The organism is Lysobacter firmicutimachus (assembly GCF_037027445.1).
Classification (GTDB): Bacteria; Pseudomonadota; Gammaproteobacteria; order Xanthomonadales; family Xanthomonadaceae; genus Lysobacter; species Lysobacter firmicutimachus.
Window position 1 is genome coordinate 4,174,565 of record NZ_JBANDL010000002.1, and the last position, 17,331, is coordinate 4,191,895.

Below are 17,331 nucleotides of genomic sequence, written 5' to 3' on the forward strand. Positions count from 1 at the left end.
GACACCGCGGCCGCCGCGGGCGGGAGATCAGCGCTGCGCGCCCTTGCGGTAGAACATCACCGACTGCGCGCCGGGCGCCTGCGGGCGCTCGCCGGCGGCGAAGCGCACGCGGTCGCCGTCGATTTTCGCGGTCAGGCCGGTTTGCATCTGCAACAGGGCGAAGGCCATGCCCGCATCGATCTGGCTCAGGCGCGCCTCGCGCACCGCGACCGCATCGCTGAGGATCTCCGGATTGTCGATGCGCAGGCCGGCCAGTTCGGCGACATGCGCGGCGTACTGGCGTTGGCTCATCTGCGCGGTGTTCAGATCGAAACGGCGTTCGGCCGGCGCCGAGGCGGGCTGCGCCGCCCAGGCGCCGAAGCCGGTGACGGCGGCGAGCGCGATCAGGACGGCGGCGCCCAGGCGCAGGCGGGAAGCGGAGGGAGCGGTGCGATTGAGCATGGCGATACGTTCCTTGAGCGGATGCGAAGAGGACCACGTGCAGGCCAACGGCGACGGCCCGCCGCGCAAGCCGGCTTTGAGCAAGGCCTCGCCGTAGCTGCGCCGCGCCGTGGGAAGGCGGCGCAGCACGCGTTGGTCGCAGGCCAGTTCCTGGTCGCTGCGGAAAGCGCGCGCGGCGTAGTGCGACAACGGGTTGAACCAGTACAGGCACGACAACGACAGCACCGCGGCATTGGCGTACAGATCGCCGCGGGCGATGTGAATCCTTTCGTGCAGGGCGATGAGCCGGCGCTGGCGGGTGTCGTAGCGGCATTCGAAGTCCCGCGGCAGGACCACTTTCGGCCGCAACAGGCCCATCGCGGCGGGCAGGCCGTAATCGGTCTGCGCCTGCATGCTGCCGTCGGCGCGCGGATGCAGCCGGCCCAGGCGCCGCTCGAACCGGTGTTGCTGCCGCCATGCACGCAACGCCATCGCCAACGCACCGCTCAGCCAGAGCAGGCTCAGCGCGACCCACAGCGTGGCGACCGGCGCTTGCGGCGCGGCCGGCGCGAGCGCCATCGGCGCACCGGGCACGACCTGCCATGCCGTCGCCGTTGGCGGCCGCGGCGCGGCCGGCAACAGCACCGCCACGACCGCCAGCGGCACCAGCCACCACGCGGCATAGGCCACCCCGGCCCCGAACGCGCGTCGCAAGGGCCGGCGCAAGGCCAGCACCAAGGCGATCGCGAGGCTCATCGCCGCAGCGGTCTCGGCCAACGCGCGCAACAGTTCAACGGCGCTCATCGTCGAGCTCGTCCAGCAGTTTGCGCAGCTCGGCGATGTCCTTGCGGCTGAGCTTGCGGTGTTCGCTGAAATGCGCGACCAAGGGAGCGACGCGGCCGCCGAACAAGCGCTCGAGCAGCCCCTGGCTCTCTTCCATGACCCAGTCCTCGCGCTTGAGCAAAGGCGCGTAGAGATAACGCCGGCCGTCCTTTTCGGCGCGGATCGCCCCCTTGTTCAACAGCCGGTTGAGCAGGGTCTTGACCGTGGCCTCCTGCCACGACTGGGCGCCGGCCAGGGCCGCGACCACTTCTTCGGCGCTGAGCGGGTGGCGTTGCCACAACACGTCCATCACCACGGATTCGGCATCGCTGATCTGCATCGTTTACATCCGTAATTTTTTGTAGATTACATGCGTAAACGAAAATCGCAAGCGCCGTTCGTCGGCACGCCGGCCCCCGCCGATGAAGGCCGCCTCACCCGCCCGGATGCGATACTGCGGCCATGACCGCACCGCTCCAATTCGATTCGCTCGACGCCGCCGTCGACTTCCTTTACAGCCGCATCGACGGCCCGCTGCACCTGGGCGCCCCGCTCGGGCTGGGCAAGCCGCATCGCCTGCTCAACGCGATCTACGCCCGCGCCGAACACGAGACGGCGCGGCCGCTGCATCTGTACACCGCACTGTCGCTGGACCCGCCCGGCAGCGGCCGCGGCCTGGAGGGGCGGTTTCTAGCGCCGTTCGTGCAGCGCCACTTCGGCGCCGATTTCCCGCGCCTGCGTTATGTCGAGGCGCTCAAGCGCAACGCCTTGCCGGCGCACATCGAGATCGAAGAGTTCTACCTGCAATCCGGCGCGCTGCTGAACGCCGCCGCCAGCCAACGCCGCTACGCCAGCCTCAACTACACCCATGTCGCCCGCGCCCTTGCCGACCGCGGCGTCAACGCGGTGGTGCAGAAAGTCGCCGCCGATCCGGCGGGCAGCGCGCGCTTGTCGCTGTCGTGCAATACCGACCTGACCTTCGACGTGATCGACGCGATCGTCGCGCGCGGCCTGCCGCGACCGCTGCTGATCGCCGAGGTCGACCCGCAACTGCCCTGGCTCGGCGGCAACGCCGCGGTCGACGCCGACTTCTTCGATGCGGTCGTGCTGCCGCCGCCGCCCTACCCGGCCCTGTTCGGCCTGCCACGCCAGCCGGTGAGCGACGCCGACTACGCGATCGGCTTCTATGCCAGCACCCTGGTCCGCGACGGCGGCACCTTGCAGATCGGCATCGGCACTCTGGCCGATGCGCTGTGCCATGCGCTGGTGCTGCGGCATACCGACAACGCCGCGTATCTGCGCGTGGTGCGGGCGCTGGGGATCGAGGTCGCGGAAGAAACGACGACGCCGCTCGACGCGGCTCCTCTGCAGGGTGACCTGGCCGGAGACCGTAACGCGAAGGCGCCGGTTGCGCCGCTCGACGCGGCTCCTCTGCAGGGTGACCTGGCCGGAGACCGTAACGCGAAGGCGCCGGTTGCGCCGCTCGAGCCGTTTTACGTTGGGCTTTTTGGTTGTTCCGAGATGATCAACGAAGGCTTCCGGCGGCTGGTCGAAGTCGGCGTGATCAAGCGCAAGGTGGTCGACGACCTGGAACTGATGCGGCGCTTGCGCGAGGACACGGCGAGTGCGGACGACCGCGCGCGCTTGGAGCGCGAAGGCGAGTTCCTGCAAGGCGGGTTCTACCTCGGTTCGCCGGACTTCTACGCCTGGCTGCGCGCGCTGCCCGAAGCGCAGCGCCGCGGCATCGGCATGCGCCGGATCAGCGAGGTCAACGAACTCTACGGCGGCAACGAAACCCTGGAGCGGCTGCAGCGCCGCGACGCGCGCTTTTTCAACAGCTGCATGATGGCCACCGCGCTCGGCGCGGCGGTGTCGGATACTCTCGACGACGGCCGCGTCGTGTCGGGCGTCGGCGGCCAGTACAACTTCGTCGCCATGGCCCATGCGCTGCCGGACGCGCGCTCGGTGCTGATGCTGCGCGCCACCCGCGAAAGCGCCGGCGAAGTCCGTTCCAACCTGGTCTGGAACTACGCCCAGACCACGATTCCGCGCCACCTGCGCGACGTCTACGTAACCGAGTACGGCATCGCCGATCTGCGCGGCAAGACCGACGAGGACTGCATCCAGGCCATGGCCGCGGTCGCCGAGGCCGGCGCGGGCGTCGCGCTGCGCCTGACCGCGATGCGCCACGGCAAACTGCCGACGCATACGCCGCAACCGCATTCGCGCAACACGCCGCAGCACCTGCGCGAAGCACTGGCGCCGTTCCGCGCCGACGGGAGCTTGCCCGACTACCCGCTGGGCAGCGATTTCAGCGCGGTCGAACAGCGCCTGGTCAAAGCCCTGGGGTGGCTGAAGGCCCATACCGCGACCCGCGCGGCCAAGCTGCGCACGCTGCTGCGTGCGCTGACGGCGCCGTCGTCCGCGACCGATCCGGACGCGATGCAACGCATGGGGCTGCATGCCCCGCGCGGTCTCGGCGAACGTCTGGAGGCACGATTGCTGCGGCTGGGTTTGCGCGAAACCGCCTGACGCCGGCGGGACGGCGCCGCCTCAACCGGCCCGATCGGCCGCCGCCTGCGCCGGCAGCGCGCGCCTGCCGGCGTTCGCGCAAACGCGCGACGAGACGATGGCCGAGACGGATGCCGGGCTTCTCGATTCAGCGATAGATCAACCATGAGGCCGGCACGACCAGCGCCAGACTCAATGCCAGGCAGGCGAAATACGCGACGCCCGGCGGCCATTCGGCATGGAAGCGGGCGAACGCATCGTACAGGCGCGACACCAGGAACGGGGGCACCAGGTACAGCGAATAGCTGATGGCGCCGAAAAGCAGTTCAGCCGGTTGACCAGCCATCGGTTGCTCGCCAGCAACAGCCCCAGCAGCAACAGACCGCAGAACAGCGAGGCCAGGTACCAGCCGTCGCCGATCATCGGGATCGGCGGCAGCAGGCCGTAAAACAGGGTGCCGAGCCGCCCGATCGGGCAACCCGCGGCGCGCAGGTCCGGTGCGCCGGACCTGCCTGCGGGCAGGCTCAGCCCAGCCGCTTGACCGCCTCGACCACGCGCTCGACGGTGAAGCCGAAGTGCGGGAACAGGGCTTCGGCCGGGGCCGAGGCGCCGAAGGTGTCGATGCCGATCACCGCGCCGTCCAGGCCGACGTACTTGCGCCAGAAGTCGCTGACGCCGGCCTCGACCGCGACCCGCTTGCGGACCGCGTTGGGCAGCACCGATTCGCGGTAGTCGGCCGGCTGGCGATCGAACACGTCGCTGGACGGCATCGACACCACGCGCACCTTGACGCCTTCGGCGCTCAGGCGCTCGGCCGCCTGGGTGGCCAGGCCGACTTCCGAACCGGTGGCGATCAGGATCGCCTCCGGCGCGCCGTCGCTGTCGCGCAGTACGTAGCCGCCGCGCGCGATCTGCGCGACCTGCTCGTCGTTGCGCGGCTGATGGGCCAGATTCTGGCGCGAGAAGATCAGGCAGCTCGGGCCGTCCTGGCGCTCGATCGCCGCACGCCACGACACCGCCGACTCGACCGCGTCGCAGGGACGCCAGACGTCGTTGTCGGGAATGTAGCGCAGCGAGGCCAGGTGCTCGATCGGCTGGTGGGTCGGGCCGTCTTCGCCCAGGCCGATCGAGTCGTGGGTGTAGACGTGGATCGCGTGCGCGCCCATCAGCGCGCTCATGCGCACCGCATTGCGGGCGTAGTCGCTGAACACCAGGAAGGTGGCGTCGTAGGGAATGAAGCCGCCGTGCAGTTGCAGGCCGTTGCCGATCGCGGTCATCGCGAACTCGCGCACGCCATAGTAGATGTAGTTGGCGTTCGGGTCGCTGCTGGCGACCGACTTGCTGCCCTTCCACAGGGTCAGGTTGGAGTGGGCCAGGTCGGCCGAGCCGCCGACCAGCTCCGGCAGCAGCGGAGCGAAAGCTTCGATCGCCATCTGCGAGGCCTTGCGCGAGGCCACGGTCGGGCCGTCGGCCTGCAGCTTGGCGATGTAGGCGTCGGCCTGGGCGCGGAAGTCCTGCGGCAGCTCGCCGGCGGTGCGGCGGCTCAGTTCGGCGGCCTCGGCCGGGAACTGCGTGGCGTAGGCGGCGAAGGCGCGGTTCCACTCGTCCTCGCGGGTCTGGCCGGCGGCGCGGGAACGCCAGCCGTCGTAGATCGCTTCGGGGATCTCGAATTCGGCATGCGGCCAGTTCAGCGCGGCGCGGGTGGCGACGATCTCGTCCTTGCCCAGCGGCGCGCCGTGCGAGGATTCCTTGCCCGCCTTGGCCGGCGAACCGTAGCCGATGGTGGTGCGGCAGCAGATCAGGGTCGGCTTGTCGCCGTGCTTGAGCGCGGTGTCGATCGCGGTCTTGATCTCGACCGCGTCGTGGCCGTCGACGTTGCGGATCACGCGCCAGCCGTAGGCCTCGAAGCGGGCCGGGGTGTCGTCGGTGAACCAGCCGTCGGTGTTGCCGTCGATCGAGATCTTGTTGTCGTCCCAGAACGCGACCAGCTTGCCCAGGCCCCAGGTGCCGGCCAACGAAGCGGCTTCGTGCGAGATGCCTTCCATCAGGCAGCCGTCGCCCATGAACACCCAGGTGCGGTGATCGACGACGTCATGGCCGTCGCGGTTGAAGCGCTGCGCCAGCAGCTTCTCCGCCAGCGCCATGCCGACCGCGTTGGCGAAGCCCTGGCCGAGCGGGCCGGTGGTGGTTTCCACGCCCGGGGTCATGAAGTTCTCGGGATGGCCCGGGGTCTTGGAGTCGAGCTGGCGGAAACGCTTGAGTTCGTCGATCGACAGGTCGTAGCCGGACAAGTGCAGCAGCGCGTACTGCAGCATCGAGCCGTGGCCGTTGGACAGCACGAAGCGGTCGCGGTTGGGCCACTTGGGGTTGTTCGGGTTGTGGCTCAGGTAATCGTTCCACAGCACTTCGGCGATGTCGGCCATGCCCATCGGCATGCCGGGATGGCCGGAGTTGGCGGCCTGCACCGCGTCGATGGCGAGGAAACGGATGGCGTTGGCGAGGTCGCGGCGGCTGGGCGTCGTCATTGGGCTTGGGCGGCTGGAGGCTGGGAGGCGGAACTGGGAGGCCGGTCCCGCAAGCGAGCGCGGTTCGGGGAGCGGCGAAGAGCCGCTATTGTCCCATCCCGGGCCCCGCCCTGTCGCCCCAAGCCCCCGCTCGCGCCGGCGGCGATGCCGGTTCAGGCGGCGCCGCGCCCGGCTGCGACCGGGCTACGGCCAGGATCGGCATGCCGCCCGGGCGGTCCTGCCGGTCCGCGGCGGCGCCGAAACGCAACGGCCCGCCATGCGGCGGGCCGGACGAGCTGCGCAACGGGGACCCGGCTCAGTCGCCGAGTTGCTCCGCCGGCGGGTCGCTGACGCCGCGCGAAACCATCGAGGCGATGGCGATGTCGCCGGTGACGTTGAGCGTGGTGCGGCACATGTCGAGGAAGTGATTGACGCCCAGGATCAGACCGATGCCTTCCGGCGGCACCTTGACCATGGCGCAGATCATCGCCACCACCGGCAGCGAGCCCGAGGGCACGCCGGCGGTGCCGATGCCGCCGAGGATGCAGACCAGCATGACCATGACCTGCTGGCCCAGGCTCAGGTCGACGCCGAAGAACTGGGCCAGGAAGATCACCGTGACGCCCTCGAACAGCGCGGTGCCGTTCTGGTTGGCGGTAGCGCCGACAGTGAGGACGAAGCGCGACACCCGGCGCGGCAGCTTGAGCTCCTCTTCGGCCACGCGCAGCGCGGTCGGCAGGGTGGCATTGCTCGATGCGGTCGAGAACGCCAGCACCATCGCTTCCTGCACGCCCTTGAAGAACGCCGTCGGCGAGCGGCCGCCGATGAACTTCAGCGCCAGCGAATAGACCACGAACAGGTGGATCGCCAGCGCCGCGACCACCACCGCGACGTACTTGGCCAGCTTGAACAGCAAGTCCCAGCCGAACGCCGAAGCCAGGTTGAACATGAAGCAGAACACCGCGTACGGCGCCAGCTTGATGACCAGGCCGATCAGGGTCATGGAGATGTCGAACAACCCCTGGATGCCTTCGCGCAGCGTGTCCACGGCCTTGGAGCGGGTCAGCACCATGCCCACGCCGATCATCAGGGCGAAGAACATCACCGCCAGGATGGCGTCGTTGGCCGCGGCCTGGATCACGTTGCTGGGCACGATCGAGACCAGCATCTGGATGCCCTTGGGCGCTTCGGCGCTGCCCTTGACGATGCTCTGCGCGCGCTCGGCGTTCTCGCTCATCAACTGCTGGGCCTGGGCCGGATCGACCCCGGCGCCGGGCTGGAACAGGTTGACCATGACCAGGCCCAGCACCACCGCCAGCGAGGACATCAGGATGGTCAGGCCGAGCGTGCGCCAGCCGACCCGGCCGAAGGCGCGGATGTCGCCCATCTCGCTGACGCCCATGACCAGGGCCGAGAACAGCAGCGGGATCACCAGCATGAAGATCAGGCGCAGGAAGATCTCGCCCGCGGGGCCGGTGAGGGTCTCGGTGAGCAGCTTGAGCAGCGGCCGGCACTGCCAGATCTGCTCGGCGCCGGCGACCGCCGGCACGCAGGTCTGGCCGCCGAGCTGGGCCCAGGTGAGGCTGTTGAGGCCGGTGGCGTAGACGATCAGGCCGAGGGTGAGGCCGGCCAGAAAGCCGATCGCCATCTTCCAATGCAGCGGGAGCGACTTGCGCGCGTTCAGGGTTTCGCTCATGAATCCGGCCCGGCCAATACAGCCGGCAGGATACACCAGGGCCCACGGTCGGCCGCCGCAGCGGCCGGGCCCCGGCTCAGGCCCCGCGGCGCGGCGGGTACAGCGGCGCCAGCGGCGAGTCCGGTTCGGTCTCGGGGGCCTGCCAGCGCGGCCCGCGGGCGAAGGCGTCGCGCAGCAGAGCGCGCGCGGCGACGCCGTCGCCACCGCCCCAGCGCGCCCGGCGCAAGGCCTGCACGGCCTCGCGTTGCAAGGGATCGGCCAGGCGCTCGACCAGTTCGTCGTCGTCGGCCGCCGGCGGCGTGGCCGCCGCGCGCAGCGCCGCAGCGATCTGTTCGAAGTCGCCGCGGTCCAGCAGTTCGCGCAGCGCCGCCGAGGGCTTGGCGAGCTTGGAGTTCGGCGCGGCACTCTGCGCGGCCTTGGCGGCGCTCGCGGCCGGGGATGCCGCCGGATGCGCGCGCAGGTGCAGCGCCCAGAGCAGGGTCGCCAACCACAACGCGGCGAAGAAGAACGCCGCCACGGCCCAGAGCTTGCCGCCGGCCGGGCCGGCACCGGCACCGGTTTCGGTCGCCAGGGCATCGGCGGCGACGCCGTCGGCGACCGGCGCGCTCGAACGCGGCGCGGCGCCGGGCGCGGTCGAGGGCGCACCGCCGGCCAGCACGTTCCAGTTCAATGGCGGCAGGGTCGCACTGCGCGCCTGGCCGGCACCGACGTCCCACCAATCCATGCGCACGCCGTCCAGGCGCACCGCACCGGCGCGTGCCGGCACCAGCGAGAACTTGCGCGTCAGCACCACCCTGGGCCGACCGTCGACGAAGCTCTCGTCGGCCTGCACGGGTTCGGGAAACACCTGCACGCCGTCGATCGGCGGCAATTGCAATTCCGGCAGTTGCGCCGCACCGGCGCCGTCGACGCGCGCCTCGATCACCAGACTGGCCGCACCGCCGGCGCGCAGTTCCTGCGGTGCGGTGCGGTAACGCAGGCTCAGCGCGCGCAACGGCAGCCAGGGCTGCGGCGCGTTCGCCGGCAACGCCTGCACTTCGAGCGTGCGCGGGCGGGTGCGGGCGCGCTGTTCGTCGCCACTGCCGCCCATCATCTGATCGATCATGCCCGGCGCGCTGCGCCCTTCGAACACCGCCGGCGGCACGGTCAGTGCGCCGCTGCGCTCGGGCACCAGCAAAAAGCGGCGCTCGACCACGGTGTAACGGCGGCCGCCGAGGTCGCGGCTGTACTGGGCGTCGTCGCCGACCCGCATCAACGAAGCGCCGTCCGGCGCGGGCTGATCGATCTTGCCCGACAGCAACGGCACCGCCGCGTACAGCCGCACCACCCAACCCACCGCCTGTTGCACGTAAGGGCTGAGGTCGTCGCCCTCGTTTTCGATGAAGACATCGGCGCCGGCGCCCTGCGGGGTACCGCCGGCATCGGCTACGACCTCCAATTGCAGGGGCCGGGTGCGCTGGCCGGCGACCTGCAGCGCGGGAATGTCGATCCGCCCGCTGCGTTTGGGCGCCAGCGAAACCGCATACAGGCTGCGCACCGACAAGCCGCCCCGATTGGGCACGACCTGGCTGTTGCTGGTGCTGCCGGTGACTTGGAAGTCGGCGTGCAGCGGGCCGTAATCGGGACGCCCGCCGACCGAACCGACCAGTTCGATGTTGAGGGTGACGGTCTCGCCGGCATGGATCCGCTCGCGGTCGAGCCAGGCGCGCGGCTGCGCGAACGCACCGGCGCTCAACGTCGCCAGCAACAGCCACAGTCCGAATTGAACCAGCCTACGCGCCATCGCCTCAGTCTCCCTTCAGCGACTGCATCTGCCGCCGCTCGTATTCGATCTTGAACTTCTCCCGCAACAGCCCGCCCGGGTCGTCCGGGACGCGCTTGAGCCAGGCCTCGTTGGCCATCCGGCGTTCGCGCTGCTGCGCACTTTCGCGGCCGGGCGCCGGCGCCTTGCGATCGCCGCGTTGCGCACCGCCGCCCTGCGCCGCCCCCTGGCGCTCGAGCTCGCGCCGGATGCGTTCGCGCTGCGCCGCGTCGGCTTGCTGCTGCGCGGCCTGATCGGCGGCGCGCGGCGCTTCGCTGCGGCCGTTGCCGGCCCCCGAAGAACCGGGCTGCGGCTGGGGTTGCGGCCGCGGGGCGTTGCGGTCGCGCCGCGGATCTTGCGCGCGCTGACCGTCCTGCTGGCCCTTCTGCGACTGCGGCTTCGATTGCGAGCCTTGGCCGCCGTCGCGGCCCTGCCCCTTTTGTCCGCCGCCGTTGCGCTGCGGCGCGTCCTGCTTTCCCTGCTCCTGCGGCGACGGCGGACGCTGCTTGGCCGCAGCGACCGCGCGCCGGTTGGCCATCGCGTCGGCCATGCCCGGTTGCAGTTTCAGCGCTTGGTCGTAGGCCTGGATGGCTTCGTCGTAGCGGCCCTGGCGCGCCAGCGCGTTGCCGAGGTTGTACTGCGCATCGGCGCCCTGGCCCTGACGATACAACTCGCCGGCGCGCTCGAACTCGCCCTTGCGATAGGCCGCCGTGCCCTCCTCCATGCGCGCGTGCGCGGCCTGGTCGGCGCGTTGCCACAGACCCTGCGCGCGCGCCGGCGACAGCGGCAGGCCCAGGCACAGCAGCAGCGCCAGCGCCGCCGCGCCGCTGCGGCGGCGGAACGCGAACAAGCCCAACAGCAGCAGCGGCGGCAACAGCCAATAGCCGTTGTCCTCGCGCATCCGCCCCTGCTTGCCCTGCGCCGCGCCGGCATCGCCGATCTTCGGCGCCAGCACGCCGAGCGCGCGCAGATCGGCGTCGCCCTGGCCGATCGCGGCATAGCGGCCGCCGCCGTCGCCGGCCAGGCGACGCAGCGAATCGGCGTCCAGCGCCACCGAGACGATTCGGCCGTCGGGCCGGCGGAACGGCGTCGCCGTGTCGCCGCCCAGGCCCAACGCCGACACCCGATAGCCTTGTTCGCGGGCCTTCTCCGCCGCCGCGCGCGCGGCGCGATCGGCTTGGTCGGTGATCAGCAGGATCTCGCCGCGCTCGAAACCGGCCTGGCGCAGCAAGCGCGCCGACCAGGCGATCGCGCGATCGGCGCGCTGGCCGTCGCCAGGCATGATGTCCGGCGTCAGCGCGTCGAGAAAGATCGCCACGTTGCGCCCGTCGTCGGTCAACGGAGCGACGGTGTAAGCGTCGTCGGCGTAGACCACCAGACCGACATGGCCGCCGTCGCGCTCGCGCAGCAGGACCGACAACTTGGCCCGCGCCTGCGCCAACCGGGTCGGCGGCAGATCGCCGGCCAGGCTGCGGCTGGACAGGTCCAGCGCCAGCACCAGCGGCGTGCGCGCCTGCCACAACGGCTGTTCGCTTTCGCGCCAGCTCGGCCCGCTCAAGGCCAGCACCGCGACGACATAGCCCAGCGCCGCGGCGACCGCCGCCAGGCGCGACGCCCGGCCAGCACGGCCATCCAGCAGATGCGGCAGCAGGTGCGCATCGACCGCGCCGCGCCAGACGCTGCGATCGCGCCGGCGCCGACGCCACCACCCGGCCAGCAACGGCAGCGCCGCGAGCAGCCACAGCCACTGCGGCCGCAGCCAATGCAGATCGGTCCACAGCGACCACACCGAAGCGCTCATGCCGGCCTCCGCCGCGGCCACAGGAAACCGAGCAGGGCCAAGGCCAGGGCGCCGCCCAGCGGCCAGGCGTAACGTTCGATGCGCGGCCGCACCGCCTGGCCCGGTCGGCGGATCGGCTCGAGCCGGTCGATCTCGGCGTAGATGCCGACCAGCTCGCCGGTGTCGCGGGCGCGGAAGAAGCGGCCGCCGGTGGTCCGGGCGATGTGGCGCAACGTGCTTTCGTCGAGCGCGTCGCCGCCGGGCACGGCGATCTTGAAGCCGAACAGCGACAGCGAGCCGTCGCCGCCGAAAGCGATGGTGTGGATGCGCACCCGATCGTCGCGCGCCAGCTCGGCGGCCTTGCGCGGGTCCAACGCACCGGCGGTGTTGACGCCGTCGGTAAGCAGGATCAGCACGCGCTGTTCGGCCGGCTGCTCGCGCAGACGCTTGACCGCCAGCCCGATCGCGTCGCCGATCGCGGTCTCCTGGCCGGCCAGGCCGACCACGCTGTCGCGCAACTGGTCGCGCACGGTGGCGCGGTCCAGGGTCAAGGGCGCCAGCGCGTAAGCGCGGCGGCCGAACACGATCAGGCCGACGCGGTCGCCGCTGCGCCGCTCCAGAAAGTCGGCCAGCACCGCTTTGGCCGCGGTGAGGCGATCGACCGGGCGGTCGTTCAAACTCATGTCGGGCTCGCTCATGCTGCCCGACAGGTCCAGCGCCAGCATCAGATCCCGTCCGACTTGCGGCGGCTGCACCGCCTCGCCGAGCTGTTGCGGCCGCGCCGCGGCCACGCACAGCAGCGCCCACGCCAGCCACATCCATCCGCGCGCACCGCCGCCGCGCAAGCTGCGGCCGCCGTGGCCGGCGACCGCGTCCAGGCGCGCGCCGAACGGCACCTTGAGCGCGGCCGACGCTTCGCGCGCCGGCGGCAACAGCCAGCGCGCCAGCCACGGCAGCGGCAGCGCCAGCAGCCACCACGGCCAGGCGAAGAGCTCGCTCCACCGGCTCAGCCAGTCGCTCATGCGTCGGCGTCCGTGTCGTGCGCGCTCATCGGCCCGCCCCCATCCACTGCAGGAAGCGGCGCCGGGCCAGGTCGCGCAACGCCGCGACCCGACCGGGCTCGACCTCGCGCCGATAGGCGCCGTCGAGCAGAACGCGGCCGTCGCCTTCGGCGAAGTCGCGGCGGCGGCTGTCACGATCGAGGAATTCCAGCCAGGCCTCGCCCTGCAGACGGTCGGCCTGCGGATCGCGCCGGCGCGCGGCGCGACGCAGCAGTTCGGAAATCGCCGCGACCTGGGCCGCGGGCGTTTCGGCCGCGGCCAGCGCCTGATCGAACACGCGTTCGATCGCCGCGCGGCGTCGCGCACGGCGACGGCGCCAGAACCAGACGACCGCGGCGACCGCCAGCAACGCGGCGGCCAGCAGCCACCAGCCCGGCGCCGGCGGCCACCACGACGGCGCCGGCGGCAGATGCACGTCGCGCAGCGGCAGTTGCGCGGCCATCAGGCCACCAGCGGCCGCGCGCAGCCGAGCAAGGGCAGCCAGGATTCGCTGGTCGCGTCGGTCGCCAACGCCTGCACGCGCACGCCTCGCGCCGGCAGTTGCTCCAGCGCGGCGTCGACCGGCGCGACGAAGGTCTCGCGCCAGCGCCGGCGCGCGTCGTCGGCGCCGAGATCGAGTTCGATCCGCTGCCCGTCGCGACTGAACGGAAGCATCGCCCGCGGCGGTTGCGTCTCGACCGGATCGGTCAACAGCAGCACCACGACTTCGTGATGCTGGGCCAGGGTCGCCCAACGCCGGGCCGGCAGCGCTGCGACGCTGGCCGGATCGGCCAGCACCAGCAGCCGCGAACCCGGGCGCAGCAGGCGCGCGGCATGGTCCAGCCCGACCTCCAAGCCGGCATCGTCGGCCGGAGCCTGGGCGTACCAGCGCACCATCGCGTCGAGCACGCGCAACGCGCCGCGCGGGCCGGCCGCAGGCGTCACCGGCGGCTCGCGCAGGCTGCCGCGCAAGGCGGCGATGCGGTCGCCGTCGCGCACCGCGGCCCAGGCGGCTACCGCGCCGGCGCGCGCCGCCTGCACCGACTTGAACCGCACCCGGGTGCCGAAATACAGCGACGGCGCGGTATCGGCGACGATCAGGCTGAGCCGTTCGCGCTCGGCCTGGAACAGTTTGGTGTGCGCACGGCCGGTGCGCGCGGTCAGGCGCCAATCGATATGGCGCGCGTCGTCGCCGTGCGAGTACTCACGCGACTCGGCGTACTCCATGCCGCGACCGCGCAGCGGCGACAGCGCTTGGCCGCTGACGCCGTGGCGGCCCTGGCGGGCAGCGCGCCGCCCGCTCGCCGCCGCACGCAGCGCGACCAGCTCGCTCAGACTCGGCACCACCCCTTCGCTCACCGCAAGCCTCCGTCAAACTGCGGATTCGAACGGGGATCTCCCGTCGCCGCGCAACCGCTGCGAATCCCCGATCCCGAATCCCGAATCCCCGCCCTCAAGGCAACGGCACCCGCTTGAGCAGTTCGCCGAGCAGGCGATCGCCGTCCCAACCCTCGGCGGTGGCCTCGTAGCTAGGCAGGATGCGGTGGCGCAATACCTCCGGGGCGATCGCGCGCACGTCGTCGGGGGTGACGAAATCGCGCCCGGCCAGCCAGGCGTGCGCGCGCGCGCAACGCTCCAGCGCGATCGAACCGCGCGGGCTGGCGCCCCAGGCGATGCGCCGGGCCAGCGCCGGGTCGTAGCGGCCGGCGTCGCGCGAGGCCAGCACGATCTCGATCAGATAACGCTCCACCGCCGGCGCCACGTGCAGGTCGAGCACTGCGGCGCGGGCGGCGAACACGTCGGCCTGCGGCATCCGCGTCAGCGCGGCCGGGGCGGGCCGCAGCGTCTGCCGCGCGCGTTCGCGCGCCAGCCGCAGGATCTCGGTTTCGGCGGCGGCCTCGGGGTAGCCGATGCGCACGTGCATCAGGAACCGGTCCAACTGCGCTTCCGGCAAGGGGAAGGTGCCTTCCTGTTCGATCGGGTTCTGGGTCGCCATGACCAGGAACAGCGGCGGCAACGCATAGGTCGCCCGACCGACGGTGACCTGACGCTCGCCCATCGCCTCCAGCAACGCCGATTGCACCTTGGCCGGGGCACGGTTGATTTCGTCGGCGAGCAGGATCGGATGGAAGATCGGCCCGGCCTGGAACTCGAACCGGCCTTCCTGAGGGCGCCAGACTTCGGTGCCGGTCAAATCGGCCGGCAGCAGGTCGGGAGTGAACTGGACCCGGGCGAAGTCCGCCTCCAGGCGCGTGGCCAGGGCGCGCACCGCGCTGGTCTTGGCCAGGCCGGGCGCGCCCTCGACCAGCAGGTGGCCGTCGGCGAGCAAGGCGATCAGCAGCCGCTCGATCAGCTCGGCCTGGCCGACGATCTCCAGCGCCAGCGCGTCGCGCAGGGCCCGGAAATCGTCGTGCAGGCGGGCGCCGTCGGCGCCTTGGGGGTCGCGGGAGCGGTCGATTGCGCTGTCCATCCGGTATCCAGTGACGATCGGGAGCGATACGCCCCGATTTTGACCCAAGTCGGCGGGAGAGGTTCAAAACCGCCGCAGCGCGGCCGCGGCCAGTTCATGCCGCGCTCACGGCGCAGGCGATGCAAGGCCCGGTCCGACGCCAGCCGCAAAAACGCGAAAAGGGCCCGAAGGCCCTTTCCGCACGGCGTCCAGCGCGAATCAGCGCTGGGTGACCTGCATCACCTTCGGCGTGACGAAGATCAGCAGCTCGGCCTTTTCCTTGCTGCGGCTCTTCTTCTTGAACAGATTGCCGAGGAACGGGATGTCGGCCAGGAACGGCACCTTGGACAGATCGGTGCGGTCGCGGAACTCGTACACGCCGCCGATCACGACGGTCTGACCGTCCTCGACCAGCACCGCGGTGTTGATGTTGCGCTTGTTGATCTGCGGCACCTGGCCGATCGAGGTGTCGACGAAACCCTGGATCTCGTCCTTCTTGACGTTCATGTTCAAGAACACGCGGCCGTCGTTGGTGATGGTCGGGTTGACCTTCATCTCCATCAGCACGTCCTTGAACTGCACGTTCGGGATCGGAATGCTGTTGCCGCCCTGCTGCGGCGAGATCGTCACGTAGCCGACTTCCTGGCCCTGGCTGATCACCGCCTCGCGCTGGTTGCTGGTGACCACGCGCGGGTTGGACACGACTTCGCCGCGTCCCTCGGTCTGCATCGCGCTGAACTCCATGTCCAGGTTGACCCACTTGCCGAGGATGGTGAAAGCCAGCGCGCCGGCCGGGTTGAGCACGCCGACGTTGCTGTTGAGGCTGGCCGGGAACAGGAACGCCGGATTGGTCAGGGTCTGCAGCAGCGAGCGGGCCTGGTCCTGCAGCGACTCGGCCTTGGTCCGGTCGCCGGCGTCGGCGTACCGGGCCGCAGCGGTGCTCAGGCTGTCCGCCTGACGACGGATCAGATCGTTCTTGGCCTCGATGTTGCGGTAGTTGTTGATGCTCTCCAGCGTACCGCTGGTGATCACGTCGCCCTTCTGGCCGGAGACGCCGAAGCGCGCGCCCAGGTCGCGGGCGAAGCTTTCGGTGGCGATGACGATGCGGGCCTCGATCAGGACCTGGTCGACAGGACGGTCGATGACCCGGATCAGTTCCTTCATCTGCGCGACCTTCTTCGGAATGTCGCTGATCATCAGGGTGTTGGTGCGCTCGTCGGCGACCAGTCGGCCGCGCGGCGAGAGGAAGCCGTTCTCGTTGTTCCCGCTGCCTTCGCCGCCGCCGCTGCTGCCGCCACCGATGCCCTTGGCCTCGGTCAGCGCCTTATAGATCTGCCCGGCGTTGTGGTAGTTGATCTGGATGTATTCGGTGGTCAGGTCGACGCGGTTGTCGAGGGCGATGCGCGCGTCCTCGCGATCCTGCTCGTACTTGGCCACTTCCGCCTGCGGCGCGACCCACACCACGTTGCCGCTGCGGCGCTTGTCCAGGCCCTTGGCCTGCAGGACGATGTCCAGCGCCTGGTCCCACGGCACGTTGACCAGGCGCAGGGTCACGTTGCCCTGCACCGTGTCGGCGGCGACGATGTTGAGGTTGGACTCTTCGGCGACCAGCTGCAGCACGGTGCGCACCGGCACGTCCTGGAAGTTGAAGGTCACCGGGCGGCCGGAGTAGGTACGGGTCACGCCCGCCGGAGCCGGCGCGGACGCCGCGGCGGTGGCGCCGGCGGCCGACTTGCCGCCTGCAGCGCCGACCGCGCGATTGCCCGCCGCGGCGGCGCGCGGCACCACCTCGACGATGTACTCGCGGCCGGTCTGGTAGGCCATGGTGTCGTAGGCGCCGGCGGTGTTGAGCACCAGTTGGGTGCCCGTGCCGCTGGTGCGCGCGTCGATGCGTTGCACCGGAGTCGCGAAGTCGACCACGTTCAGCGGCTTCTGCAGCGCATCCGGCAGCTGCGCGTTGCCGACGTTGACCAGGACTTGCGCGCCCTGGTTGCGCAGGTCGGGCATGGCGCCGTCGCCGCTGAAGCGAACGATGAGCTTGCCGGAGCCGCCGTCGCCGCGCTTGAAGTCGATGTTGGCGACCGAGATCGCGCCCGGCAGCTGCTTGGCCGGATCGTTGCTCGGGGTCGGCGCGACCTGGGGCGCGGGCACGGCGGCCGGCGCGGTCGCAGCGGTCTGGGGCGCCGCCTGGACTGCGCTGATGCCGGCCAGCAGGCCGATCACCAGCCCCGCCAGGCGCGGGCCGGATGCCATGGGGCGTCGGGCCGACGGCATGGTTTTGGCGTTGAATACGATCATCATGCTATCC

Annotated in this window: 13 protein-coding genes; 1 reads left to right on the top strand and 12 read right to left on the bottom strand. The window is 70.9% G+C overall.

Annotated elements, in window-relative coordinates; translation table 11 throughout:
• Nucleotides 1-27: 27 nt before the first annotated feature.
• Together V2J18_RS18075 and V2J18_RS18080 are read right to left on the bottom strand one after the other, a co-directional pair.
• Nucleotides 28-1,224: a M56 family metallopeptidase gene (locus tag V2J18_RS18075; RefSeq protein ID WP_336132515.1), complete on the bottom strand. Its 1,197-nt coding sequence runs from the start codon at nt 1,222-1,224 to the stop codon at nt 28-30.
• Complete coding sequence (locus V2J18_RS18080; protein WP_064747633.1) at nt 1,211-1,582, bottom strand: BlaI/MecI/CopY family transcriptional regulator; 372 nt, start codon at nt 1,580-1,582, stop codon at nt 1,211-1,213. Before V2J18_RS18080 ends, V2J18_RS18075 begins: the two co-directional genes overlap by 14 nt.
• 122 nt (nt 1,583-1,704) lie before the next feature.
• On the opposite strand from V2J18_RS18080, the gene V2J18_RS18085 reads away from it, so the two are divergent.
• Nucleotides 1,705-3,774 carry an acetyl-CoA hydrolase/transferase C-terminal domain-containing protein gene (locus V2J18_RS18085; protein ID WP_336132516.1) on the top strand — a complete coding sequence of 690 codons (2,070 nt, stop codon included), beginning with the start codon at nt 1,705-1,707 and terminating at the stop codon, nt 3,772-3,774.
• A 127-nt stretch (nt 3,775-3,901) separates the two neighbouring features.
• Here V2J18_RS18085 and V2J18_RS18090 read toward each other — a convergent pair whose 3' ends face one another.
• From V2J18_RS18090 to V2J18_RS18135, 10 genes are all read right to left on the bottom strand, one after another.
• Nucleotides 3,902-4,099 (bottom strand): hypothetical protein, encoded by a 198-nt coding sequence (locus tag V2J18_RS18090; protein ID WP_064749124.1) that lies wholly within the window; start codon nt 4,097-4,099, stop codon nt 3,902-3,904.
• Between the two features lie 178 nt (nt 4,100-4,277).
• A complete protein-coding gene (gene tkt / locus V2J18_RS18095) occupies nt 4,278-6,278 on the bottom strand; it encodes a transketolase (RefSeq protein ID WP_336132517.1) in 2,001 nt (666 codons plus the stop codon).
• 295 nt (nt 6,279-6,573) lie between these two features.
• A complete protein-coding gene (locus tag V2J18_RS18100; RefSeq protein WP_064749126.1) occupies nt 6,574-7,953 on the bottom strand; it encodes a dicarboxylate/amino acid:cation symporter in 1,380 nt (459 codons plus the stop codon).
• Nucleotides 7,954-8,029: 76 nt separating this feature from the next.
• Complete coding sequence (locus tag V2J18_RS18105) at nt 8,030-9,736, bottom strand: BatD family protein (protein ID WP_336132518.1); 1,707 nt, start codon at nt 9,734-9,736, stop codon at nt 8,030-8,032.
• 4 nt (nt 9,737-9,740) lie between these two features.
• A complete protein-coding gene (locus tag V2J18_RS18110; protein ID WP_336132519.1) occupies nt 9,741-11,555 on the bottom strand; it encodes a tetratricopeptide repeat protein in 1,815 nt (604 codons plus the stop codon).
• Nucleotides 11,552-12,556 carry a vWA domain-containing protein gene (locus V2J18_RS18115; RefSeq protein WP_336132520.1) on the bottom strand — a complete coding sequence of 335 codons (1,005 nt, stop codon included), beginning with the start codon at nt 12,554-12,556 and terminating at the stop codon, nt 11,552-11,554. The genes V2J18_RS18110 and V2J18_RS18115 overlap by 4 nt, the downstream gene beginning before the upstream one ends.
• 25 nt (nt 12,557-12,581) lie before the next feature.
• Complete coding sequence (locus V2J18_RS18120) at nt 12,582-13,040, bottom strand: DUF4381 family protein (protein ID WP_425606120.1); 459 nt, start codon at nt 13,038-13,040, stop codon at nt 12,582-12,584.
• Entirely contained in the window at nt 13,037-13,933 is an 897-nt protein-coding gene (locus V2J18_RS18125) for a DUF58 domain-containing protein (protein ID WP_336132521.1), read from the bottom strand. Before V2J18_RS18125 ends, V2J18_RS18120 begins: the two co-directional genes overlap by 4 nt.
• Before the next feature lie 94 nt (nt 13,934-14,027).
• Nucleotides 14,028-15,044, bottom strand: coding sequence for an AAA family ATPase (locus tag V2J18_RS18130; protein WP_064749132.1), 1,017 nt, complete (start codon nt 15,042-15,044; stop codon nt 14,028-14,030).
• A gap of 198 nt (nt 15,045-15,242) precedes the next feature.
• Complete coding sequence (locus V2J18_RS18135; RefSeq protein ID WP_079248276.1) at nt 15,243-17,321, bottom strand: type IV pilus secretin PilQ; 2,079 nt, start codon at nt 17,319-17,321, stop codon at nt 15,243-15,245.
• Between the last annotated feature and the right edge of the window lie 10 nt (nt 17,322-17,331).